Source organism: Edaphobacter sp. 12200R-103, from assembly GCF_010093025.1.
In the GTDB taxonomy this organism is placed as follows: Bacteria; Acidobacteriota; Terriglobia; order Terriglobales; family Acidobacteriaceae; genus Edaphobacter.
The window spans coordinates 2764387-2791366 of record NZ_CP048114.1; the positions used below are offsets into that span (position 1 = coordinate 2764387).

Consider the following 26980-nt stretch of genomic DNA (forward strand, 5'->3'; position numbering starts at 1 on the left):
GCTAGCTCACCACCTCTGTGTGTTCATCGGTGCGTCCGTCGGGCGAGGTCAACCGCACGACGAAGCTGGTGACGGAAACCCTGCAGAAGGCGTAGTAACCCAGGGTGGTGCCGTGGGGTCCCGGGACGCGACGGAGCAGCAAGGGATCATTGCCTGCCGGAGGACCCGTGTCGTTGTCGATGGGAATATCCGGCACGGGGATTTCGATCGTAATGGGTGGAGCACCCTTGATGATGGGCCCCTTGATCACGGGCTCCGTCAATCCATGCGCGGCATTGATCAGGGCATCCTCCGACACCGTACGCAACGGCGTCACCGCTTTGATAGCATCGCTCGCCTTCATCGTGTCAGACAGCGCGAAGGGAAACTTCGGCGGGACGGGACTCAGCAGCGGACGATAGGCGGTGACCTTGAGCAGATACGGCGGGTCGTCCACATTCACCTGCGCGTTGCACATGAACAAGAGCTGGGTGCCCGCGGGCGACGCAATCTTCTTCACCTGGAACTTGCCCAACTTCGGCGGCGGCAGAACGGAACCGGCGGCGATGCGAACCACCTTTTCACTCATGCGGCCCAAGGGATCGGTGAGTTGAATAATCACATCGACTGGATCGTTCTCCGAAGCGCGGCGGAGATAGGCGGCATAATGACGCGGCGCCTTTGCGTTGGGATCGATGATCCAGACACCGGAACCGGTCGCGGGCTCAGTCGAGGGGATTGCGTCCATCTTCGAGGTAAAGTCGATCAATGGCGCGGCCGCGCCTTTCACCGTCGCCTTCACCGATAAAACATGAGGACCCAAAGGTGTTTTAGCGAGAGGTACCGTGCTGGTCCATTGCAGCAGGACGTCGCCGACGGCTCCGCCGGAGGGCCAGGAGACCGTCACCGCGGAGAGATTCGGCTTGCCGGAGGGAGGGATCACCACCCAAGCCGCGGAGCTTTCCCCCGAACGCCCGCCCAGATAGCCGCGCAGATCATCCGGATCCGACCAGGCAGCGGCGCGATACCAAACCCGCTTCCACGAACCCGCCGGCGTGTCATAGCCGGTCACCTTGTTGATGTTGGTCCCGAAGACATCGTCAGCGGTATCGACCGTCCATCCTGCGCCGTTGCCCGTGATGGTCGCCAGGGCCGGCCCCATCGTGTCCAACTCCTTCGCGGCATCATCCACCCGAACGCGGAACAGTTGTACCTTGCGGACGCGCGGTCCCAGACGCGAACCGACCTCCACCCGAGTGCGATAGACCGGCGGATCGACACTGATGTCCAAGTAAGGCCGGACCTCCAACGTGGGCGGCGCGGGCTTCATGACGCGCGGAGCCGCGATGGCCTGCAGCGCGTCACCTGCATCCGGTCCTGACGGCCAGTCCGACTCCACTTGTCCCGCATTCACACCAATAACGATGAAGAGATGGATCGAGGTAGAGCCGCGTGGCAGCGCTATGTCGGTATTGTTGCCTTGAATCGGCCTGTCATTGCGGCGAGTGAAGTTCCATTTCGCCGGGTTGTCGCGGAAGATCTGCTTGAGCGTGGTGAGCCGTTCACTCAAAGTCTTCTCCGGCGGCGGCTCTGGGAGGCCCGCATCCATCAAGAGCTTCGACTCGGTTGATTCGTAAATGAAATAGCCTACCGCGTTCGTCGGCTGACCACTGGTGTTCCAGGTGAGCCGCGCATGACATTCACCCGCGGCATCAGGTAAAGATGCCAGCGTGACAATATCCGGGATCATCTTCGGCGGACGCGGATCCGAGACCGAGATCACACTCGGATCATTCGACCAGGCACCTTGCCGTTGAGGAAGAATGCGTTCCTGACCCATCGCCCACAGCGCCAAACCGATGTGACCGGTTGACGCGAAGTCGAGCGTGAAGTCAGTCAGGGTGACGCGATAACGGCGCGTCTCGTTGCCCTGCTGCGCGGGGGTTGCGACCAGCTTCTGCCCGTCTTCGGAGAGCAACTGGACCGCGGGAGAGTCCGGGCTCTCACCGGTGAAGGTGAGGTCGAGAATCGAACCGGTGTGATTCAACTTTCGCTCCAGCACACCGGGCACCGAGGTGATGGGCGGTGGATCGCCGCGATGTGCTGCCGCATAGAGGCGTCCGACAAAGCTGATGCGCCTGGGACGGCGGACGCGCCAATCCCATAGGAATTCAATGGTCAGCGTACCGGGGCATTCGGTGCCATCCGGTGTCGCCGGCTGTCCCGCGCTCAACGTCGCGGTGACGATACGCACATGGTCGACCGGCGGCTGCGTCACGTTGCTGTTGGCGACCGACCACACGCTCCACTGCCCATAAATGTCCTGCTGCGCGACGCCGTAGCGGAGTTGGCGCGAACCCGGATTGGCAGGGATGGGTAGTTCGCGATCGACATCGGAGATCTGCCACCAGTCCGGAGGAATCGGAGTAGGCAACGCGCTATTGATCACGCCGTACTTGTAGCCACCGCTGGGCCGCAGATTCATCAAAGGGCGCACGGGTTCAGCGGGCGACAGGCTGGATCGCATCACCGCGTAGGTGCGCGGCCGGATCAGTTCCAGATCGGCCGGACGGTCCCAGGTCACCTTCACCGAACAACGCCAATCGGCGTCGGTGGTCAACGGGCGGAGATTGCCCATCATCTCCGTGTAGAGGTTCGCGGGAGCCGGAGGGGCCAATGCTTGCGGAGGCGACGGTACCATCGCCGCCATTTCGTAAGGCTGCGAGTTTCCATCGAGACCCTTTTCCCAACGGGCCGTGATCATGTAGTCGTAACTCAGCGCCGTGGGAATGGACACGGCGGCGAAGTTCGCGGTGATCACGGGATAAGCCGTGCCGAAGCCCAGCGACAATGCGAGCCATGGGTCCACGCCCGCGGGCATCAGTGTGGCCGCGAGAGGCGAGAACTCGGTCGTGGAATCACTCACCGGCATCTTCTTCCCCGAAGAGTTCTCCGGGGGCGGCACAACAACAGTGATCTTCTTGTCGTACTGCTGATTGGGCGGTGTCGCGGGCAAGACCTTCTTCAGCAGATCGATGATGCCGGTCTTGATCTCCTGCGTAACCAACTGATTCGTGTTGGGCGGCGTCCATGGCGGCACCGCTTCGCCGGTCGGCAGAGTGGGCTGCCAACCCACTTGAGGCGCGCCACGCTCCAGACGCTGCAGGGCCGCGGATTGGGGCGTGGTCAACGCGGCGACCATGCCTTGCGGCGCCGCATAATGCGCGATGCCATTCCACTCTGGCACCGGAACCGGCAGACCGACATACTCGAACTTCTCCCAGCCCGATGCGGCCGAAAGCTGATCCACGGGAATGCCGGTGATGCTCTTGATGACGACGGTGGGCGAGACCACCAGTCCATCGATGGAGGTAGCACTCACCTGAACCACGGTGCTTCCCGCATTCACCGCCACAATCGCATTGAAGTTGGAGAAGATCGGCGAGCCGGTATAGGCCAGAATGGTCCCAGTGGAGGTGGGGTCCACCTCCACAAAGACACGAAGCATGGGGCCGTCCGTCCATTCCACCAACTGATTGCCCAGGAGGAAGCCTTGCGAGCGGACCGTATACTTCAATGCCTTCTCGCCCTTGCTTCCCTTCGGCCTGCGCCAGACGATGAACGGCTCTGTGGGTAGCCCCAGTTCGCGATGGATCATCCAACGGATCTGCAGCGTGTACCGGTTCGCACCCTGATACGGATAGCCGAGCCGCCGAGCAACCACAGCCCAGTCGAGATAGGCGGCTTCCGCCTTGAATTTATCCTGATCAACGACGTAGGCCATTAGTCTTCTTCCTCCTCCCACGGAGCGCGAGCCAAATTCAGATCGGCGATGACGACATATTCGTCAGGGGCTCCGGGACCATCGAGATAGGTTTCATGCTGGGCGATCTTCTTCAAAGCCAGCTTCAGGTTCTTGCCTCGCGAGTTCGGCTTCAGCGTGATCAAGGCGCGTTGACCACCGGGCGCGGGCACGATCTTATCCACGATGTCGTCCCCGCCCGCGGCTTGAGCCACTACCAGCCAATCGACCGGGGTCATCTCATAGCGCTTGTTCTGCGCCGGAGTTGGGTCAATCGACTCTCTTGGCAGCAAGCGGCTACGCCACAGCGGTTCTGAGGCATCCACAATAATCGCAGCCGGCTGCGGAGTCGCTGACGTTTCCCAGAAGACCACCAGCCTTGGGTCGTGAGGAACTTCCATCGGTTCCAGACCCGCGCCGATGAAGTCTTGATCGAGTTCGCTGCCTTGCGGCGTTCGCGACTCCGCGGCGTACTTGTTCGCGATCGCTTGCATCGCATTCGGATTCACCGGACGGTGTTTGACGCGGTTCACCATGAAGGAAGCGCCAAAGTCCGCCAGGGTTTGGAATCCACCCGTGCTGAAGACGCGCCGCCAGATCGAAGTCCCCGCCGCGTCCTCCGGCGCATCCTTGTCCAGCATCTCGATGTCGAGCACGTAGTCCGTGTAGAGATCGAGCGGAATCGGGATGGTCACCTTGGAGTGCCGGATCCGCGTTCCGGATGACGGCACGCACGATCCATCCAGGACCTTTTCGAGCGTCTCTTCAAACGGGTCGGCGATGCTCTTGGCCACCGGCTTCACCGTGTCCGCATTGATCGGGAACGGATGGGGCGCACCGGGTGTGGGAGCGGGCGGATGGTACGACGAAGCCTTCAGCCTCACCTGCAGGCGTTTGCCGTAAGTTTCATACAGCCGCACCACATTGTTGGTGGCAAAGATGATGTTGATCTCTTCCAGCGAAAAGAAGTGTTTCTCACCATCCTGCGGAATACTGGCCAACATCCACGGATCCAGCCGCGCGGGCGGATCGGGATCGGTCCGGAACCAGTAGGTCTGGGTTTGGTCGGTGATCGTCTTCTTGTCGGTCGGCGATCCACCGGCAGGACGGCGTTCCCGCGACGCATCCCACTTCACCGTGACGCTATAAACCGTGTTCTTCGCGAGCAGCGCATAGTCTCCCGCTTCCGAACTCAGCACGGTGCCGGCAATCCCCTTCTTCTTGGTTTGCTCCGTGGTGTCGTAGTCATAACGCCACACCTCCGCCGTGCGCATAGCGTCGATCGCCGCGACATAGAACGGCCGCCAGGTGATTTCCTTGTCCATCGAGGGCGTCCAGGACTTCAAGCCCACTTGCACCTGAGTGCCCTTGGGATGGCCCTTCACCGTGACGATGACAGGGACATAGCCCTGCTGCTGCAATGCCTGCGCGTGTTGAACCAGCTTGTATAAACTCCCCATCCAAAGCCCGGTGGGATCGATCCACTTCGCCGGATAGGGCACACCCGGTGTTGCGTCTGCCGGGATCACAATGTGTTCGGTCAGCGTGTTTTCCTGATCGTCCATCACCGCAACCGTGAGTTGCCCAGTAGTGAGGACCACTCGATTCACGAACAAATAGAAGGTGCCGTAGTCGAGCGCGCCGGTTCCGAAGACCACCGCGTCCACCAGCGGTCCTGGCTTGTAGCCGCGCTTGTGCAGGCGCTCCAGGAGGGTCTTGTCGCGATCCGTCTTCGGATCGGTCTTGAAGCGCATGAAATCGTCGCGGAAGGGCGACGCCAACACGCGGCTCTGGCAGTTCTTCGGCGCCGCAGCCGCAGCCGTGGTGGTTGCCGGATGGATGACCATCGACTGCAACGCAGCTCGCGGAATCGCGATGCCGCTGTTCAGGTTGCGCACGACATCGTTCAGCGTCAGGGCTTGCGCGGGCACGGTGTCCATCCGCTTCACGCCCTTTGCCGACTCGATAATGGGCAGGCGCATGGCGATGGGCTGCGGAGCAGTCGAGACTGGTGCCGTTGAGCCGCCCGGGAGCGTAGTCCCCGGAGTGGTCGGCTTCCGGTCCGGCGGGCAGACCACCGCGAGTCCTTCCACCTGCGCCGGGATCACGCCGCGCATCTGATCCAACTTGCGATCACCGGAGCGCCAGCGTTCCGTCACTCGCAACGTCAAGTCCGTGGGGCCGGAGCGCAGAGTTCCCGGAGGGTCGGGCCATGCCGTTCCATCCAGCCACCAGCCATATGGCGAGGGGCCGAGGATCTCCTGAAGGAAGGTCCACAGCACTGGCGTCGGGGGTGCGATGGGCGTGCAGACGGTGCCCCAGTGCTCGACGATGGTCTCCTCGAGGAACTTGCTCGACTCGATCGCCTTCGGTGTCGCTTCCGGAATCCAGCTCAACAACGCGAGCTGCGCTTCCAGCGCTTTGTCGCCGCTCTTCTGTTTCCACCAGGTCGCTGGCGTTCCGCCTTCGGTCACAGAGCCGGAGAGTTCAATGCTCTTCAGCGTGTATTTGAAGAAAGTATCGCCATGGGCGATCCAGCCATCCGGCGGAGCTTCGGAGCTGCCCTGCAGATCCTTGCCCTTGAATTGAACGCCGTTGGCCAACGGCGGAGCCGACATCATCAAGACCGGAATCGCATCGATGGGCACAATGGGTAGATCCGCGGGCTGCGATGCGCCTTCTTTGCCGTCGCCAATCCCGCCGTCGACAGGCCGGTCGGTGGCCGTGCCCATCACCAATGCGGGCGAACGACTGATCAGCTTCAACGTCTTGGACAGCGCCGGAGGATCCGGAACCGGGACAGAGTTATCCCCAAGGGCAAAGTGGACGCACCCGGAGATGGTGAAGAAGAGGAAGTCGATCTCGCCACAGATATCGCCTTCGATGCGGCAGATCTCGTTGCCGCCAGCATCCTCTCCCATATCGACCTTGAGGTTGGCCCAGGCCGAAATGCTGATGATCCAGAGATGCAGCGATCCGCGGACGTAGAGGATGCCCGCGAAGCGGAAAGGATCGAAGCCGACAATGGCGTCGAAGCCGGCCGCAAGTTCCGCATAAAGCCCCGCGGGCTTCGATCCCCAAATGAACGCCACATGGAGACCGGTCGCAATGGAAAAGCCCGTGACGGCAGGAAGGTTCGGAATCCCGGAGATGCCGTTGCCGGCAATCATGAGGTATCCGCTGCCTTCAAACACGCTGAGAATGTCGGCCTGAATCTGGTCGTTATACTTGCCCAGATAGAGGTGCCAGTCCGGAATGTTGTTGAAGTTGAAGAAGGCTTCAACCGGAATGCGAATGCGAAGAAGTGGCTCGACTTTGAACTCAGCAGAGATGCCGATGGTCAACGTGCCGCGGCCCATGTCGAGATCGATGACGGCGAAGAGCAGGCCCTCTGCGTCGCCGCCCAGGTCGGGCATCGGCATCAGCAGGTTCGCCTTCATCATCAACAGCAGGCGCGGCCCGGGGAGTTCCAGTAAGATGACGCCCTTCAGGTTGAAGATGACGCTGGAACCCATGGTGCCGAGAATGGCGCCGACACCGAAGGCCCAACTGTTGACATTGCTCTTCCAGAAAGCAATGTCGGTGGGATTGCCGCCCGTTGCTTTGAGCCATGCCAAGGCCGGCGCCTGGTTGTCCGCGGGGACGTCGTCTTCATTGCGCTTGTAGTGCATTGCAAAGAGACCCAGGAATCCATAGATGCCCAGACCCGAACAGCCCAGGGGAATGGCCACGGGGAACTCAACGTACAGCGTGACAATCACGCCCGTGGCCGGCCCCCCTGGCTCGCTCGCGGGAATCTGGCGGATGCCGATGCCCGCGGCCACGCGCACCGAGACCGGCACGATCGTGAGATCGATATACCCCTTGATCTCGGTCTCACTCAACTCGAGATAGCCGCGGCCGCGCAGAGCTCCCGGAATATCGATGCCGGCACCGAAGGCGGTGAGCTCCACCTTCACCGGATCTTCCAGACGGGCACGGATGCGCGCGCGATCGATCGACACGACACCGAGATCAATTGCAAAGCCGAGATCGACTTCGATCAACATCGGGTTGTTGCGCGCAATGCGCGCGCCCAGAATCTTCAGAATCGATCCCAACGGATCGGCGACTTCAATCGCACCGGGCTTCGACAGATCGATGGAATAGCCCTTCGACGAGTCGAACATCGGCCGGAATTGGAACGGCAAACCGCCCGGAGGGCTACCGAACATGATGCCGATCGCTTTGTAGCGAACCACCAGCGGCGATTCGCGCTTAATCTTCACCAGCCCCAGGAAGTCCGCGCTGATCGCGGTCTCAATGTCGAAGAGGACCGTGGTGGACCATTCGCCTTTGGCATTCGCCGTGACGTTCAGTTCGCCGCCGTACCAGATGATGCGCTCCGTGCGCATCCATCCCAGACCGGCAATCAAAGCGCAGAGGCCGAAGCCCGCCGCGGAGACACCGAGTTCCGCCAACGCCCCTTCCTTGGCCACTGCTCCAGCGCCTTCCGCAATGAGCGGCAGGAACACACAGGAGGTCCCAAAGAAGTCCAGGCCGAAATTCTTCGGTCCGGGATCGGGCGGTTGATTTGGGCGCGTGCCTAGCAGCGCAAGACCATCGCGGTCGGCCGGATCGGCACCGAAGTAGCCGGTGACGATCACTGTGTCGGTTGCATCGTCGATCTGTACGACAATCCGGATGTCGATCAGACCGTCCGCGGGGTTCTGGCTGCCCAGCCCCTGCCATTGCGGCATCGTGGTGCCAGGACCGGCGCCGTCGCGCAGCCGGTTCTCCGCGGCAGTCTGATAGTCGAACTTGCCGAAGACTTCGCAGGCAACAAATTGATTGCGAACGATGCGGACCTTGGCGCCGAGTTGCCGAAACCAGGATGGTGGTTGTGGCGGCTCCGCGGCCGGCGTCGGATCGGGGACTGGAATCGGCTGCGGCGTCGGGTTATTGGGATTCGCTCGCCGGGAGACATTGCCTTCGGTCACCGTGCCCGCGCCGGGGCCGGGCGTCCAGGAGGCCTCCGCCTTCCAGAAGTTGCGACGGGTGGCGAGCGTGGTCCCTTGCGTGGTCCACTGCGACATCTCCGCGACAGGTGACGGAGTGAATGTATAGGAACGGCTAGCCAGTTCCGGCGTCTCCGCCAGAACCTTGTCGAACATCGCCTTCAATCCATCCGCACGACGCTGGGCCAGCGCGGTGTTGTAGGTGAGCGATTGCTGGGTGTTCTGACCTTCGTAGCTGGCATATCCCTTAATCGCGATGTCGGAGTGATTGGGGATGCCCATCAGCGTGCCGCGTAACGCGCTGATAGAGTCGGAGCCCGAGAACCAGTTGCTGGTAGCGCCATCATCGGGCGCCGGTTCAGTGCGGGAGTTCGCGGAATTCGTCGAGTAGGCGTTGCCCTCATTCGGCGCAGGATGATCGAAGCGATAGTAAGCCGTGAACTGTCCCGTACTCGGATCGCCCGGGAGTTCCGCTCGCACGCTGACGCTCTCGCCCGGACCGACGTTCACCGTGACTGTGGTGCTGGACCCGGCGGGCGATCCATTCACCGTCCAGGTAGGCGTTCCGCTGCGATCCAGGCCGATGGTCGCCGTCGTGGGAGTCTCACTCACCAGCCGCAAGCGCGGTGCGTTGACCGCTACGCCGCCTTGCGTCACCGATGTGGTCTGCAGGTCGACGGGCGCGTTCTGAGTGGTGGAGGGTTGCGAGCCAGGAGGCGGAAGGGCGGGAGTTGAGATCCGGGTTGCGTGGATCGTCAGCGTTTGATTCTTCGGCGGGGCGCTGGTGTCGGTCGCATTGATGACGATGGTGCGGGACGTCGCGGTGGAGAGATCGATGTCATGCTCGCGGCCGTTCTGTGCGGCTCCTCCGTCGAACGTGGCAGACGTGGTAATGGGCGTTCGCCCGCCATCGACATCAATGATCATCCGCGTGCGAGACGGCAGTTGCACGGTGGCTTCGGTATCGCTGGTCTGCGTGATCCCGTAGCTCTGCATCGTCTCGTCATAAAAACGAGCGCCCAGCTTGAGTGGACCTGCCCCCTGATTGAGAACCTGAAGTTCGAAGTCGCCGGTGACTCCGGCAGACGGACCAAAGCCGATGAGCAGATTGCGGACCCCGCCATCGACCGCGAGATCTCGGGCGCCGTGGGGCGCGACAAAGAGACGGATCTCCGGCAGGTAGAGGCCGGTCCAGTTCTCGTCGTATCCGAACTGGCTCAGAATGTCGGGCGGCGTGGAGTTGGTGGATAGGTCCAGCACCGCGGACCGGAATCCAAAGCCCACAACGTTCGATGAACCGATGAACGCGTAGGGCGGGTCCATGGTAATCAGCTCGGCGATGGCCAGGTCGCCGGGATCATCCAGGCCTGATGCGCCTGCGGAGAGCAGGGTTGCGTTGAGCGGGCTTTCGAAGGCCGATGTCTGCGACAGGCGCATCTTGATCTTCGGCAGCGTGAACTTCACCTGCTGGTTCTGTGGATCCTCCACCAACTGCCCGTCGGGTTCGCGCTTGGCGCCACGCAGAAAGGGAGGACGCAGCACGATGGACGTGAGGATGAAGTCGAGAACGAACTCGGTGTTGGGGTAGTCCGAAGGCGGTGCGTCGGCGGGAATGAAGTCGTATTGCTGGAGCACCGCGGCTGCGTTCGCAAAGCCACCCGCGCCGCCAATCGCGGTCACGGCCTGCGTGATGGTGGCTGATGCGATGCGTGGAACGGTGAGTTGAAACTCGATCTTGGCATCGCGAACATCGATCCAAGGATTCCGGCGCCCCGGGTCATTCAGGGGATGATTCTCTGAGTTCTGAGCATCGACGCCCATGACCATACGGTCAGGGTCGATATACGGCTGGACATCGCCGAAAAATCGGACGGTCCCCCGAACGACAATCCCTTCGGGTCCAATCGAGGTCTCGTGCTGATCGACGGCCAATGCCGCCAACGCAGGATGCCACGCCCCAAAGCCCCCGCCCCGTAAAACATAGGGCGTCATCAAGTCGAACAGCGACAAATCAGGCACTTACGTACCTCCTAATTTGCCCGATGGACACACATCCCCTTAAGGCCCACTGGGCTCGGTCCCGTGTGTTTCCCGAAATGACACAGAACCAAATAAGGTCAGGGCTCTGGTCTATGGCGCGGATGGCGCCGGTTCCGCGATGTAGGTGCAAGTTGCAGGATGTTTTTTTGAAATGAAAACTTATCTTGACTTGAGCTCCGACGTCAAGGCAAAGATATGCATTCTTTATGATTTTTTTTGCACTGTAACCGAAATGCGCCCTTTCACGCCCGAGTCGTAAACCCATACAGGCTTCAAATCATTCACATTCCTGGTATCAACTTGCGTCAGCGGCGAATAACGAATGTGACTAGGATCTGTGGTTGACGTAGGCGAAATAAGACCTCGTTGCGTCGCCATCTTCATGCTGCAAATTCTAGGCAGAAAACTATACCAATTCTTTTGACACAGCTTTACCTGGTTCTTGGGTAACGCTGACAGGCAGGCCCTTTAAGGAACGTGAGATAGCGTAGCTGCGAGATGCATTCGCCGATTTCCCGGACATCAGCCTCAAATTCCTGTTGACAATTACTCGTCGCGGGGACTAATTTTCGCGCCACTTGCTATTGGTCCATTCGCTCTTCTCACTGCGTATTATGCAACGAGTACTTTCTTTGCTCATTTGAGAAAACGTTTACTGGAGGTAAGTCGATGCAACTGGGAAAGGCAGCATTGCGAAGGGTCGCGGTCGCACTTTTGTTTGCCGGCCTGGCGACAATTTCAGCGTACTCTCAAAACATCTTCGGCTCGATCGTCGGAACAGTAGACGATCAGTCGGGAGCCGTTCTCCCGAACGTGGCTATCACCGTCACGAACCCCGCGACAGGCGAAAAGCGCTCCGTCACCACCGATAATCAGGGAAACTATCAGGTCCTATCCTTGCCGCGTGGGGAATATACGATCGACATCGACGCCACCGGCTTTAAACATTTCACGCGCACCCCCATCAATGTGGTTGTAAACCAAGTAGTGCGCGTCGATGTCACCATGTCCATCGGCGAACAGACCCAGACGGTGGATGTGACCGGCGCGACTCCCATCCTGCAGACGGACACTACCTCGCTCGGACAGGCGATTGAAGGGACCGCGGTGCGCGACCTGCCGCTCAATGGTCGCAACGTGCTGGCCCTGGTTGCGCTGGTGCCGGGTGTGGTGCCGCAAGGTGCTTCCAATACCAACCTCAGCGGGCAGAACGTGTTCGCAGCTGGCAACTTCCAGATCGGCGGCGGTAATGCCAACCAGGGATCGGTCCTGGTGGACGGTGTGTCCGTGAATACGTCGTATGGCAACGCCGTCGAGCTGGTGATGGATCAGGACAGCATTCAGGAATTCAATGTTCAAACACACAACAACACTGCGGAGTTCGGCAAGTACACGGGCGGTGTGATCAACATGAGCACCAAGTCCGGCTCAAATACTTTTCATGGCACGGCTTATGAGTACTTACGCAACACCGTGCTCAACGCAAATTCCTTTTTTGCGAAGAGAAACAACTCCGGAAAGCAAGCGTGGCACCAGAACCAGTTCGGCGCCAACATCAGCGGCCCGGTGATGAAGAACAAGATCTTTTTCTTTGGCGCTTACCAGGGCTACCGACAGACCAACGGACAGTTGGTTCTCGTTACGGTACCAACGGAGGCAGAACTGAAGGGTGATTTCTCCGGCATCAGCGCTCCCATCTACGATCCTCTGACGACCTGCGGCACTCTCAACAATCCCGCTTGCACGGCAGCCCAGAGCGCGGGAACCGCTCCTACGCGGCGGCAGTTTTCCTATAACGGCGTTGCGAACGTCATCCCCCCCAACCGGTTGAGCAGCGTAGCCAAGAACCTGATTGCATTTCCTATCTACGGACTGCCGAACGTTCCCGGAACGCCTTCACCACAAGGGCCATTGAACAACTTTTCGCGACTGGCCACCGCAGGCGGCATTAATGATCAGTACACTGCCCGCGGCGACCAGAACCTCAACTCCAAATTCTCTATGTTCGAGCGCTACACGAGGTGGAACTCGAGGAACATCGACCCCCAGCCATTCCCGAACAATAATCTTTATTACATCGCTCTGGCGCCAGAGGTATTCAGCACCAATCAGATCGTCGTGGGTGGCACGTACCTCTTCAACGCCAATTCGGTGGCTGACCTGCGCCTCGGCTATCTGCGGTGGAACTACAACCGCATTCCGACTAATCTCGGCCTAAACGAATCGACGGCATTCGGCTGGCCTTCGTATATGGACTTCGGCCATTTGAACAACCTGCCAAAGTCCACCGCAGTTCCTATGATTAGCACTGGAGGGCCGATCAGCTACTACGAAGGCTCTGCCGGCTACATCTTCTCCATCAACAACAACTATTCGATCGCGTCGACCTATCAGAGAGTCTGGAAACGGCACACTTTCAAAATGGGCGTGGATTTGCGCCGGCTGGAGATGAACTATTTCCAGAACAACAACCCAGGCGGCATCTTTACCTTCGATAACATCTTCACCTCACAGAGCACAGGATCGCCGGGAGCGACGGGCAACCCGCTTGCCTCCTTTGAGCTGGGATACGTCTCGACCAGCACCGCGCAGACGGTGCAGATTGCGCCGCCAACCTATCAGACCCTCCGCTACCAAGGCTACTTTTTCCAGGACACCTGGCAGATAACCAACAAGCTGACCGCCACGCTCGGGTTGCGCTACGAAGTGCCGGGCACCTTCATTGCACGGCATGGCTGGGCGAACACCTTCAACCCGACCGAAATAAATCCAATTTTGAACATACCAGGTGCCTACGACCTGGTGAGTTCACCACAGCATCCTGCGGCGGGTGTCTACAACGAGAACTGGACCGACTGGGCGCCGCGAGTTGGCCTCGCCTATCGCCTCGACGACAACACGGTCATCCGAGGAGCGTTTGGCAAATTCTTTGTCCCGGCAGACCTACAATTCCCCAGCGCTCCGCTGCAAGCAGGCGTCAATTTCCTGAACAATCTGATGGTCAATACGATCGACGGACAGCAAACTCCCTACAACACATTGGACAACCCATATCCGAGCGGGCTGCAAGGACCGCCGCACCGGGATCCAAGCTACCAGCAGGTGCTGCTGGGGGGTAATGCTCAGGCCCTCTACGCTGATGAACCGAACGGCCTCACGTACCAATGGAACCTGACAGCCGAACGTCAGTTCTGGAAGGGGATCGCCCTGTCAGCGTCATATGCCGGACTGCGTGGCGAGCACCTGCCAATCAGCGTTCCGATCAATCCGTTGTCGGACAGCGTTATATCCCAGGCAGCCGCAGATCCGAACTGCTCATCGGGCAGTATCGCAAACTGCTTTCTGAACGTGCAGGCGGCTAACCCGTACTATCCGAAGATAAGCCAGGGGACTTTGCGAAACCCAACGGTGACCAGGAACCAGTTGCTGCGGCCTTTCCCGCAGTATGGCGGCATCACCAATAGCGGCCACTACGTTGGCATCAGCAACTATCATTCGCTGGAGCTCAAGCTGCAAAAGCGGATGCCGGGGAACGGGCAGATACTTGGGTCGTACACCTTCTCCAAGCTGCTGACCAATGCTGAGTACCTGACCTCATGGCTCGACGCAACCGGTACAGGAGGCTTCTCGAACTACAACAACCTTGACGGTGAGTACGCGCTATCCAGCTTCGACGCACGTCAGCGACTGGTGGTCGCTTATGTCTATCCCCTGCCCTTCGGGAAGGGCCAACGGTTCCTTTTCAATCTCTCCGGAGTTGGCAACGCCTTGCTCGGCGGGTGGGGCGTGCAGGGCATCACGACCTTCCAGCAGGGACTTCCACTTGCTTTGACCAATTCCACCAATACGCTCTCGACCTACGCATTCCAGGGTTCGATGCGTCCGATGTACGTCCCCGACGCGGCAGGTTGCAACGGAACCAAGAAGAACGGTGGATCAATGTATAACCGGCTGGGAGGACCTCTCGCAGCGACGACTTACTTCAACACTAGCTGCTTTGTGCAGCAGAGCGTCAATAACCCATACGTCTTCAATCGCTTCCAATACGGTAACGAGTCGCGTACCGATAACACGCTGCGCGGCCCTGGCCAAGCCAACTGGGATATGTCTCTCTACAAGGACATCCCTATCCACGAGAATATGAAATTCAACTTGCGCGTGGAGGCATTCAACCTCTTCAACCGCGTACAGTTCGGCAATCCGAATACATCAGTTGGCAATGCTCTCTTTGGCAATATCACAACCCAGATAAACAATCCCAGGGCATTCCAGTTATCCGGACGATTTTTGTTCTAGCAGCAACTTCTACAATCCATCGAAGGCCGAGGTCCTGCCGCACATCTGCTGGGGCGGGGCTTTGCCCTTTTGCAAGGTGCGCTTGAGTCGCAACGGAACACGAAAAGCGGTGGGGCCACCGTCGGAGCAGATTAATCACGTCCTCCATGCGCGAATAAGGCGCCTGCCGACCCACTCTTGGGACGCGGATATTCCCAATTCGCTTCGCTATGAGGCGCCGCACAGCGGCAATCAGCAGTTGTGTCCCAAACCCTAACGATTGATCTCCGCGCTGCAACGGATGTAGCAGCCGCTACGTCAGCGGCTTCGTTCAAACGCGCTTGTAAGAAGCAGATTCCACCCCACCCATCGGGGGGGGAATCTGCGCATGACTGGGGAAATGCAGCTTGGAAACGTCAGTAGAAATGTCGCGGTTCTCTGCGATCTAGCGTGGGTCGATGGTTCGTGAACCTGCCGTATTTGTTAGATCAGCGAAAGGCCCAGGCATCCGGTTCGTCCCGGTGATTGAGTGGCCGTAGAAGTCCACATCGATTCCACCATACACCGGTAGAGGCTTCACTTCGCCTTTCACCGCCACGCTCATTTGTAGAGTGTCCGGGTTGAACGTCGTTGCGACTTCCGCCGTGGTTCCCGTCTTGTCCCAATCGTGCTGATCACGCCAGGACTCCAGGTTGTCCCACTCCGGCGGATCGGGAAATTTCACACGCAGGTAGGGCTGCATTCGCACTCGGCGGCCCGGAGCGAAGCCGTAGACATTTCCATCCGCAGTGTTGCGCGGGTTGTTGAACTCGATGGCCGACTGGCCGATGCCCGAGAACACATTTCCGAAGACTCTAAGGTCATGTGCGTCGTTCGTGTGGCCGTTGATTGGGCGCGGTGCTCCGAGGCCTGACGCTGTATCGATGCACACCTTGGCGCAGTCAATGAACAGGTTGTATGCGATGATGACGTGATTTGTGTCGCGGATCAGAACTCCGCCGGTGAGGTGGTCGAAGATATTGTTGTCAATCTCGTTCAACGCATCACTGCCCTCGATCTGAATCGCGTGTGGATTCACGTCGCCGGGAATGTCGGCGAAGACGTTCCCCGTGAGCCGATCATTTGTGTTTCCGATATCGAGCCAGATTCCGTTGGCATGCCGGATGTGACGCACCACGTTATTCCGGAACAGCAGATTCCGCGTCCGATGCATCTTGGTCCCGCCCGACTCCGACAGGCGAGCTGCATCCTGCCAGCCAATCCACTCAAATAGGTTCTTTTCCACCAGCACATTCTGTGGACCACCCGTTCCGCCGAGTCCCTCAATTCCGCAGTACCGGAAGACGTTGTGGCGGACAACGTCAAAACCTACCGGCTGCGGCGGGCGCGCCGCTGCCCAGTCAACGTCACCGATGTCGAGCCCCACACTATTGGCCCACTCGAAAGAATTGTCTTCAAAGATGAAGTGGTTGCCGTGATTGGTCGAGACCAGCCCTCGTTGGGGATTTGGGTAACTGTTTCCGGCATACCGAAACTTGATGCCCTTCACCCGGATGTACGACTGGTACGGCTTCGCAGGAGAGAACACCGACTCCTCGTTCGTGATCTCGATCACGTGCTTCGCCGGATCATCGTCATTTGCCAGCCGGATATGCAAAGTCAGTCCGTCCGACTCGACCCACACTTTACCAGCGTAGGGCGAAAACTCCTGGTACAACGGCGTCCAGCGGATGTCGCTGAAGAAGCTTAGCGAGCGCGCCGACAGCCCCGCGAGAGCCGATGGCGATTCCACCTGCTCCAGCGGTTTGCCATCCACAAAGACTATGCCCCGCCGCCGGAAGTAATTCCACATATTGTCTTTGGCGTAGTTGATCCAGTAGCGGTCGTCGGTCACGTTGTCGAGAGCGAACGGGTTATACCCAAGCGGGAACAGCTTGGGGTCAAGGTGAAGCTGGTATGCCTTCACAGGCTGATTCGTCTCCCGGTCCGGGCCGATGTTCCAGCCCTCGCTGGGCTGCCATCCTGTCGTCACGGTCGCGCCTGATACAACGACATCCGCGCCCGGCGCCGCCTCGTAGCTAATCATCGCATCGGGACTTGTGCCTCCCCGGGCCGGGCGGATCGCCTCGCGGTACACGCCGCTGGCGATAATGACATGTTCACCCGGCTGGAGCAGCTGAGCGGCATGGTTAATGGTGCGGAACGGATGCTCCTTCGTACCGGGCCCACTGTCGCTTGCATTCTTGGCATTTGCGTCGACGTAGTAGGTCTTCGTGAAGTGGAGCGGCTTCTCCCATGTCGGGAACTCGGTGCCGTCCGGAAGGCGGGAGTTATCGGCGAAAACGGCGGATGTTCCAGCCAGAAGGAGTAGGACAAGGAAAGGGGCGTGTTTCATCCGGCGGGGTACCATATGCTTCCGCGATCGGATAGATTTGCCGCTGAATGAAGCGCGGGCACGGATCGCGCCACCATCGTACACGGTGGCGAAGCAGGCGAGCCTGGACGACGTTTGGATCCACCCTGAGACAACAGTTCATAGTGGATTCATTGAGAAAGCTCCTATCGATTTATTGAGATGCGCCAGGCCAGCCCTGTATACCTGACTGGACTCTGAGGCGCCATCTTCTCCGGGTGAAGGCGGCGTAGCTCCTTTGTCCTGCGGGCGGATTGACTCCTCCAAGAGCCATCCTGGGCCCCCTGCGAAAATTTGTGGGCCTTAGGCGAACAGGATGTGAAGGATTATCAGTGATTTTGGCAGTCTCTGATAGCCTGTAAGTTGTTGAATTACAATGTATTTAAATTTTGACGCGATAGAGACCGCTGGTTCGGATCCAATCGTGCCTACCATTGTTTCTCATTCCCTTCATCCGCAGCTCAGTCTACCTCGGACACCTTGCCGCAGGATTCAGCGAAGCCGACCTTCCGAAGGTGGAACCACGGCGCAGTTTCGCCGGAGTACGGACGATTTTGCAGTTCGGGAACCGGAACAAACGGCGAAACAGGTTACGCCTCACCTTCAGGATCGGGGATACTGGACAGCGGGTCACTGGCGGGGAAGGAATCGGCCAGTGTCTTATCCAGATTTTTCTCGCGCCTCGCACGTTCATCGTTTGCAACGACCAGACGACCTTCTGGATCACTCGAGACGTATCTCCACTGGATCGCCACTTTCGCGCCGTGTTGCGCCATATCGACCTCTTTCTTCGGGCGGAGAGCCTACCCACTTCCTCTTCTGATGCAGCCAGTCTGTCCGTGCAGCCCTCTTTTCCTCACAGAAGTCTTGAGAGAGGAGGAGCCACCGTAGATCCCATCCCATAAGGGGTTATCAATTTGGCGTCGTGTACCTTTACACTACCCAAGGCGCCCTGTACGTTTGAGAATCCGGGAAGAAAGGGAGACCCCCTGATGGACGATATTGCACAACGCTGTATCTCAATTATTGCCAAGGCGAAGAACATTCCTGCCGACACCATCACCCTCGACACCACCTTCGAGGAGCTGAACATCGACTCTCTCGACAAGATCAACATCTCGTTCGAGGTGGAAGAAGCGTTCGAGATCGCGATTCCTGACGACGCCCTCGGCTCACTCAAGACCGTCGGCGATGTGGTGCGCGGCGTGGAGCAGCTGGTGGCAGCGAAGGCATCCTGAGGAGTCCTTCCAGCATCCGCCGCGGCGACCTCTTAAAATCTATCGGGAGTTCCCTTCCATCGTGAATCGTGTTGTTGTCACAGGACTAGGCTGCATTACACCGATCGGTTCCTCCGTCCCGGCATTCCGAGAGAGTCTCTTCTCCGGTACCAGCGGGATTGCCCCTATCGTCAACGTTCCGGACGCTCCCGACGGGAACCCCGGGGTTCGTTACAGCCGGGCCGCCCAGGTCTTCGATTTTGATCCTTCCGCCCACCTCGACTCTGGAATCATCACCGCGACCAACCGGAATACCCAGTTCGCCATCGTCGCCGCACGGCAGGCGGCAGAGCAGTCCGGGTTTCTCGCGCATCACGCTCCCGGAGATATCGCCATCATCATGGGATGCGCCTGCGGCGGCCGCTCCTCCGAGGAGAGCGAGGTCAAGAACCTCTACACCCGCAATGCCCGCGCACATCCGCTTACCATCGTGCGCACCATGTCCTCGGCAGGGGCAAGCAATATCTCCATCGACCTGAAGATCACAGGACCGACCCTGGACATCTCGACCGCCTGCGCGTCGGCCACTCACGCCATCGGCCTCGCCTTCCACATGGTTCGCTCAGGGATGGCGGCAGCAGCCCTCGCCGGAGGCCATGAGGCTCCGCTCAGTTGGGGCTTCTATCGAGCGTGGGACTCCATGCGCGTCGTCTCACCGACTCAGTGCCGTCCCTTTGCCACCGACCGTGACGGCATGACGCTGGGAGAAGGCGCCGCCATGCTGGTGCTCGAGACGCTTGAGTCCGCGAAGGCGCGGAACGCCACCATCTTTGCCGAGATTGTCGGATTCGGCATGTCGGCCGACGCCAACCACATCACCCAGCCGCAGGCCGATGGTGCTGCCAGCGCCATGCGGAAGGCGCTCACCGACGCCCAGGCCTCGCCCGATGAAGTCGGCTATATCAATGCACACGGCACAGGAACCCAGGCCAACGACACCACCGAGGCCGCCGCCATCCACCAGGTCTTCGGCGAACGTGCTGCACACATTCCTGTCAGTTCCACCAAGGCGTTGCATGGCCACTCCATCGGGGCCAGCGGCGCTCTTGAAGCACTGGCTACTACCCTGGCGCTCCAGGAAGGCCGTCTCCCTCAGACCGCGGGTGTCTCGGCCCCCGATCCCTCTCTCAACCTGGACATCATCACTGGCAAGCCCCGGACCACTGACCCCACCCTCGCTCTCTCCAACTCTCTCGCCTTCGGCGGGCTCAATGCCGTAATCGCTCTTCGTTCGTGGCAGGAAAAGACCTAACCTCTGCCGCATGAACACGGGCCGGACTTGCCGCAGGTTCTTCCGGTGTATCTCTTTGGCGTCCTGCTCCAGGCGGTATAGGGTGAAGACATGAAGGCTTTAAAAAGTCTTTCGATCGTGATTCCAGCGGCGCTTCTGATCGCGTCTCTGATCGGCCTTTTCATGACGCAGAGCTCAATGGCAAACCTGCCATTTCTGCGGGCAAAGGGTTTCTCCAGAAACAATGCACGCGGCCTCGTAGACCAGCGTCCGTGGCAGACGATTGAAGCGCTCTCTCCACTTGCCATCTCTGCGGAGGAGAAGCGGCATGCCCGTGAGGCCGAGCGATTGGCAGATCATGAGGTCGATCAGGCCTTCGCCCTGGCGCTCCGTCAGGCAGCGCTCGACAGCCATGCCCTCAACGGGGATGCGATCAAGGTTCAGCAGAGAGTGACGGCGTTGCAGTCCGTCGTCAAGGATGACCAGGATCGGGTCAATACGCTCACCGCAGCCTTGAAGACGCCTTCGACGAAGCCAGATGCTCCTGCCCAGGACGATCTTGACCTCGCCAAGGCGCAGCTCCAGCTCGATACCGACAACCTGAACGATGCCGGCGAGGAGCTGGCCAGGCTTACGGGAGACAACCGCGACGAGATTCAGCGTGAGCTCGCAACCCGCCAGGCCGCCATGAAGAAGCGCGAGGAGCAGGCCGAGGCTGCGGGCCCCTCGGCCATGCAAACGGCAAGAGGCTATCGCACGCTCGCTGGCCGTATCTCCGGCTGGCTGGATCAGCGCAGCCGGGCCAGCCTGATTGCAACAGCGAAAGCACAGGCAGAGAGCGACGCAGCCACACTTGCCACCCAGCAGGCAGCCGTCGAGGCGAAGCTGAATGCTCCTGCCGACGACGCCGGACAGAACGCCGGCGCAAGATCGCGCGTAGCGCGCCTGGCACAGCTGCATTCACTTTCGCAGATTCGGTCCATCCTGGAGGATCGCGTCCAGACGCACAAGCAGCTGGCTGCTGTCTATCAGCAATGGTTCGATCAGGTAGGCCGCCAGCATCACATCGTCTTCCACCTTATTCTTCAGTCCATCGCGGCTATCTCATTTCTCCTGCTGTGCTCGGCCCTCATCACCCTTATGGCCGGCAAACTTCTCGACCGTCTGCGCATCGACCGCAGAACCCTGCTTACGCTTCGAACGATCGTAACGCTCGTCATTCAACTCATCACTCTTCTTTTGGTCATTCTCATCATCTTCGGGGTGCCCAGCCAGATGCCCACCATCCTGGGACTGGTCACGGCAGGACTAACTGTCGTTTTTCAGGACTTCATCCTGGCGTTCTTCGGCTGGTTTGTCCTCATGGGCAAGAATGGAATCCGTGTTGGCGACTGGGTGGAGATCAACGGCGTCGGGGGCGAGGTTGTTGAAGTCGGACTCTTCCGTACAGCAGTGCTCGAGACGGGAAACTGGACCGATAACGGCCATCCCACGGGCCGCCGGATCAACTTCATCAACAGCTTTGCCATTCGTGGCCAGTACTTCAACTTCTCCACCTCAGGTCAGTGGCTCTGGGACGAGATTCACGTCAACCTCCCCTCTGGCCCGCAAGGCTACAAAATTATCGAAGCGATCCACCAGGCGGTACGTCAGGATACAGAGGCCAACAGCAAGCTGGCCGTCAAGGAATGGCAGCGCGCCACTGGGAATCACGACCTGAGCCACTTTGGCGCAGAGCCATCCGTGGATATGCGTCCAGCCGCGTCAGGGTTCGAGGTCATCATAAGATATGTCACATGCGCCGCAGATCGGTTCAACATGCGCAACCGGATTTATCAAACTGTCATCGATCTCATGCATAAGAACGATGAAGCCGCCCTTCCAGGAGACGGAAAAGAACCAGCCTGATCCTGCACAGAGGAGATCCTTCTTTGAACCTGCTCATTCTCAACAGCGGCTCCTCGTCGATCAAATGCTCCATCTTCGCTGCCCACGATGACTCTCCCCGCTCGCTGTACGAGGGCGAAGTGTCGGGGATCGGCTCCGAACACGCGTCATTCCGCTTTCATCGCACCGGCGAAGTGCAGCCCTCCTCCGCAGTTCAGGCGCAGGATCCGACAGAGGCGATCGGCAAAGTTCTCGAGGCGCTTACCCAGCCCTCCATGCCTCACATCGGCGCTGTCGGCTATCGCGTTGTCCATCCCGGCCCGAAGATTCACGATCATGTGCGCATCGACGACGCCATCCTTCACGAATTGGACGAAGCCGCACGCTTTGCCCCGCTGCACGATCCTCCAGCGACAGCCATCATCCGCGAGACCCGGAAACGCTTCCCCGACGCGCCGCACTTTGCCTGCTTCGACACCATCTTTCATCAAACGATGCCAGAGGTAGCCTCGGTCTACGCAATCCCATCCATCTATCGTGAGCAGGGCGTGCATCGCTACGGCGCGCATGGCCTCAGCTGCGAGTCCATCGTCGAGCAGATGCGCCGCACGCGAAGTTCACTCCCGCACCGCATGGCGATTGCTCATCTCGGCAGCGGATGCAGCGTTACCGCCCTGCTGGACGGCAGGTCGATCGACACTACCATGGGACTCACCCCGACCGGAGGCGTCGTCATGGGGACCAGGCCCGGCGACCTCGACCCCGGGCTTGTGCTCTACCTTCTTCGCCAGATGAAGGGCGACCGTGACCAGGCCTCGAACTCTCTCGAGCAACTTCTAAATCATGCATCGGGCATCACGGCCCTCTCAGGTCTGCCAAACGATATGCGTGATACCCGCAAGGCCGCTGCCGAGGGCAATCAGAACGCCAGCCTCGCCATCGCGGCCTTTACTCGCAGCATTCGCAAGACGCTCGGCAGCTTCAGCTGGCTGATGGGCGGGCTGGACGCAATTGTCTTCGCCGGAGGCATTGGAGAGCATGACTCACAGACCCGCGCAGAGATACTCGCGCATTTGCAGCCGCTCGAAATTCATCTGGACGCAACATTAAACGTTGCCGCAAAAGCATCTTCCGAAGAACCGGTTCAGCGGCTTTCAACATCTGATTCAAAGACGGAGATTTTGCTCGTCCCTGCAAGAGAAGACTGGATGATCGCCATTCATCTTCAGCGCATGCTTGGTCTCTGAAGCGCTAATATACGTTTCACTGCACGTTCAGGCCCGGGAAACAAATTCGAACAAGGGAGAACTTCAAGCCATGTCAGCAACCAGGACGAAGCGGCAGGAGACAGGAGCGCTCAGCGACGAAGAACTGCGTAAGATGGATGCCTACTGGCGTGCATGCAACTATCTATGTGCCGGCATGCTTTACCTGCAAGATAATCCTCTGCTGCGCGAGCCTCTCAAGGCCGAGCATATAAAAAACCGCCTGCTGGGCCATTGGGGCTCCGATCCCGGCCAAAGCTTTACCTGGGTCCATCTCAACCGGCTGATCAAAAAGTACGACCTCAACGTGATCTATATCTCCGGGCCCGGCCACGGCGCTCCGGCAGTTCTATCGAACTGCTACCTCGAGGGAGTCTATTCCGAGATCTACCCGGACAAGAGCGAAGACATCGCCGGGTTGCAGAAGTTCTTCAAACAGTTCTCCTTCCCCGGCGGCATCGGCAGCCACTGCACGCCAGAGACGCCCGGCTCCATCCACGAAGGCGGCGAGCTTGGCTATAGCCTCTCGCACGGCTTCGGCGCGGCCTTTGACAATCCTGAACTGATCGTTACGGTAGTGGTTGGAGATGGCGAGGCCGAGACCGGCCCGCTGGCTACCAGTTGGCACGCCAACAAGTTTCTCGATCCCGTGCGCGACGGCGCTGTTCTGCCGGTCCTCCACCTTAACGGCTACAAGATCGCGAACCCGACCATCCTTGCGCGCATCTCGCACGAAGAACTCGACGCACTCTTCCGCGGCTACGGCTGGACCCCCTACTTCGTCGAAGGCGACGACCCCGCTGCGATGCACCATCTGATGGCCGAGGTCATGGAGCGATGCGTCCTCGAGATCCGCGATATCCAGCAGAAGGCCCGCGACAAGGCATCACAATCGCCGGAGCGTCCCCGCTGGCCCATGATCGTCCTTCGCTCTCCCAAAGGCTGGACCGGCCCCAAGGAGGTTGACGGTCACAAGGTGGAAGACTTCTGGCGCGCTCACCAGATCCCGATTCTCGATCCCAAGACAAACCCCAAGCACCTCAAGCAGCTCGAAGGCTGGATGAAGAGCTACAAGCCCGATGATCTCTTCGACAAAAAAGGCCGTCTCATCGAGGAGCTTCGCGAGCTCGCGCCAAAGGGCACGCGCCGCATCAGCGCCAATCCTCACGCCAATGGAGGCCTGGTGCGCAAACCACTCGAGCTGCCGGACTTTCGCAAGTATGCGATCGACGTTAAGAAGCCGGGACAGATCGAGGTCTCTCCCACCTATACGCTCGGTTCATTCCTCCGCGATGTTATGCGGCAGAACATGACCAGCTTCCGCGTCTTCGGTCCTGATGAAACTGCCTCCAACCGTCTGCAGGTTATCTATGAAGCCACCCCGAAGACGTGGATGGCAAAGATTCTCCCGGAGGACGCTGATGGCACCGACATCGCTCCCGATGGCCGCGTCATGGAGATGCTCTCCGAGCACACCCTCGAGGGCTGGTTCGAAGGGTATGTCCTCACCGGGCGTCACGGCTTCCTCTCCAGCTACGAGGCCTTCGTCCATATCATCGACTCCATGTTCAACCAGCATGCCAAGTGGCTGGAGAAGAGCAAGCTTGAGCTTCGCTGGCGTGCCCCCATCTCGTCGCTCAACCTTCTGATCACCTCGCTGGTCTGGCGGCAGGACCACAACGGCTTCACCCATCAGGATCCCGGATTCGTCGATGTCGTCTCGAATAAAAGTCCGCACGTAACGCGGATCTATCTTCCGCCCGACGCCAACTGTCTGCTCTCAGTCGCCGATCACTGCCTGCGCAGCACCAACTACGTCAACGTCATCGTCGCCGACAAGGCGCCCCACCTTCAGTACCTCAGCATGGACGAGGCCGTCAGGCACTGCACGAAGGGCATCGGCATCTGGGACTGGGCCTCCACCGATGCCGGCTCCGAGCCCGATGTCGTCATCGCCTGCGCTGGCGATATTCCCACCGCGGAAGCCCTCGCCGCCACCGCCATTCTGCGCGAGCACTGCACCGACCTGAAGATTCGCTTCGTCAACGTCGTCGATCTCTTCCGCCTGATGCCCGAAACCGAACATCCTCACGGCCTGTCAGAGCGCGAGTTCGATTCACTCTTCACGCTCGATAAGCCGGTCATCTTCAACTTTCATGCCTACGCCTCGCTCATCCATAAGTTCACCTACCGGCGCAGGAATCATGACAATATCCATGTTCGCGGCTACAAGGAAAAAGGAAGCATCAATACTCCTCTGGAGTTGGCCATTCTCAATCAGATCGACCGTTTTGATCTGGCCATCGATGTCATTGATCGCGTACCGCGGCTGCAATCTTCCGCGGCCCACCTCAAAGAATGGCTCAAGGACGAGATCATCGACAGCATCAACTACGCGCACCAAAACGGAATCGACCGCAAGGAGATTACGGGCTGGAAGTGGCCGCTCTAAATCCTGCGTAAGGCAGGGCTAGTTCTCTCTCCACTCCCGCCTCATGCAGCTTGAAATCCTCGTATCCGTTCTCATACAACACCTTCGCACTCGCCCTCATCCAAGATAGGGAGCAATTGGCCTCCCCGCCTTCTTGTCTACACCTATCGTGAGGAGTGATCTTTTTCCATGCAGAATTTTGCATGCCTTCTCCGGCCCAAGGTGGCTGCGATCTCTGCTATCGTTCTGGTCGTATTGGCTCTGGGTGTGGGGGTTCACATGCGCGGCAGCCTTCCCCGGGCGTGGAAGATGCTCCATATTCCCGCGAATACGCCCCTGTTCGCCGATACACGAGGCATTACCCACGCCATTGACTGTGTACGTCATGGTCAGGATCCCTACACCGTCAGCACCTTCGATCCCTGGCATCGGCTCTACAATTACCCCCCGGTCTGGCTGATGGCCCGACACCTCGGGGTGACCTCGCGCTCCTCCGATCTGATCGGACTTCTCTTCGCCATCGCAGCCATCAGCGCGTACATCTTTCTGCTGAATGCCCGGACATTTCTCACCCAGGCAATCGTATTCCTTGCCGTTGCCTCACGATGCGTTCTGCTCTCGATTGAACGCGGCAATAGCGACCAGATTGTCTTTTTCCTTCTTGTCTTCGGGTTCTTCCTGGCCTGGCTTCTGAAGCCGCCGCTCCGCTCTCGTATCGTCGGTGCGCTTATCGCCATTCTCACTGTCTTGAAGGTCTATCCCATCGCCGCCGCAACCGTATTTCTGCACCATCGGCGCGGATGGAGGCGCATACTGACTACCACCCTGGTAGCGGCGACGGCTCTGCTACTGACCAGTGGCAGCCGGCTCGCGCAGGTAATCGCCAATACGCCACGCAATCCGGATATCTCCTTTGGCACCTTTCCGTTCTTTTATGCTCTCAGCCGCCACACAGTGCATGCCCTTGCGCCTCTTGTGCTGGACCACCGGCTCGCATCACCCATCGGTGCGTTTTTGCTCGGCGGGATAGGCATCCTTCTCGGAATGCGAGCTGGCGACAGAATCGACCGCTTCCTGCCCGCGCTCGATCTCACCCAGCCCCGCGGAGCCATCGCTACTGCCTGCCTCTCTATCTTCTGCTTAGCCTTTATCGCAGGCGCCAGCTTCGACTATCGGCTCATCTACCTGACGGGAGCACTTGCGTGGCTGGTCGAAGACCTCGACCATTCCGGAACGAAACGCTCTCTCGCCGCCACTCTACTGATCCTCGTTCTCCTCTGGAAGCCCTTCTGGCTTTCTTTTACAGGCGAACTGGTAGATGGAATGGTGTTTTTGATGAGCATGGCCTGGCTGGGCAATGCCCTCTTTTGCACGCAAAAGTAA

General features: G+C 59.3%; 11 protein-coding genes. 7 read left to right on the forward strand and 4 right to left on the reverse strand.

What is annotated here, in order from left to right; all coding sequences use genetic code 11:
• Window position 1 precedes the first annotated feature (1 nt).
• Entirely contained in the window at window positions 2–3763 is a 3762-nt protein-coding gene (locus GWR55_RS11495) for a hypothetical protein (protein WP_162402386.1), read from the reverse strand.
• Window positions 3763–10797, reverse strand: a complete 7035-nt coding sequence (locus GWR55_RS11500; protein ID WP_162402387.1) for a hypothetical protein — start codon at window positions 10795–10797, stop codon at window positions 3763–3765. Before GWR55_RS11500 ends, GWR55_RS11495 begins: the two co-directional genes overlap by 1 nt.
• Window positions 10798–11487: 690 nt before the next feature.
• On the opposite strand from GWR55_RS11500, the gene GWR55_RS11505 reads away from it, so the two are divergent.
• Complete coding sequence (locus GWR55_RS11505) at window positions 11488–15114, forward strand: TonB-dependent receptor (protein WP_162402388.1); 3627 nt, start codon at window positions 11488–11490, stop codon at window positions 15112–15114.
• A gap of 424 nt (window positions 15115–15538) precedes the next feature.
• Here the strand turns inward: GWR55_RS11505 and GWR55_RS11510 are convergent, their stop codons facing one another.
• Window positions 15539–17488, reverse strand: coding sequence for a right-handed parallel beta-helix repeat-containing protein (locus GWR55_RS11510; RefSeq protein WP_162402389.1), 1950 nt, complete (start codon window positions 17486–17488; stop codon window positions 15539–15541).
• A gap of 608 nt (window positions 17489–18096) precedes the next feature.
• Window positions 18097–18282 carry a hypothetical protein gene (locus tag GWR55_RS11515; protein ID WP_162402390.1) on the reverse strand — a complete coding sequence of 62 codons (186 nt, stop codon included), beginning with the start codon at window positions 18280–18282 and terminating at the stop codon, window positions 18097–18099.
• Window positions 18283–18498: 216 nt separating this feature from the next.
• On the opposite strand from GWR55_RS11515, the gene GWR55_RS11520 reads away from it, so the two are divergent.
• The 6 genes from GWR55_RS11520 (at window position 18499) to GWR55_RS11545 (ending at window position 26980) form a co-directional block, all read left to right on the forward strand.
• Window positions 18499–18744, forward strand: a complete 246-nt coding sequence (locus GWR55_RS11520; RefSeq protein ID WP_162402391.1) for an acyl carrier protein — start codon at window positions 18499–18501, stop codon at window positions 18742–18744.
• A 61-nt stretch (window positions 18745–18805) separates the two neighbouring features.
• On the forward strand, window positions 18806–20035 hold the full coding sequence (locus tag GWR55_RS11525) for a beta-ketoacyl synthase (protein WP_162402392.1): 1230 nt from the start codon (window positions 18806–18808) through the stop codon (window positions 20033–20035).
• 90 nt (window positions 20036–20125) lie between these two features.
• Window positions 20126–21922, forward strand: a complete 1797-nt coding sequence (locus tag GWR55_RS11530) for a mechanosensitive ion channel domain-containing protein (RefSeq protein WP_162402393.1) — start codon at window positions 20126–20128, stop codon at window positions 21920–21922.
• Between the two features lie 23 nt (window positions 21923–21945).
• The gene (locus GWR55_RS11535) at window positions 21946–23148 is read left to right on the forward strand and encodes an acetate/propionate family kinase (RefSeq protein WP_162402394.1); all 1203 of its coding nucleotides are present in this window, start codon (window positions 21946–21948) and stop codon (window positions 23146–23148) included.
• 70 nt (window positions 23149–23218) lie between these two features.
• The gene (locus tag GWR55_RS11540) at window positions 23219–25618 is read left to right on the forward strand and encodes a phosphoketolase (protein WP_162402395.1); all 2400 of its coding nucleotides are present in this window, start codon (window positions 23219–23221) and stop codon (window positions 25616–25618) included.
• Window positions 25619–25786: 168 nt separating this feature from the next.
• Window positions 25787–26980 (forward strand): glycosyltransferase 87 family protein, encoded by a 1194-nt coding sequence (locus GWR55_RS11545; protein WP_162402396.1) that lies wholly within the window; start codon window positions 25787–25789, stop codon window positions 26978–26980.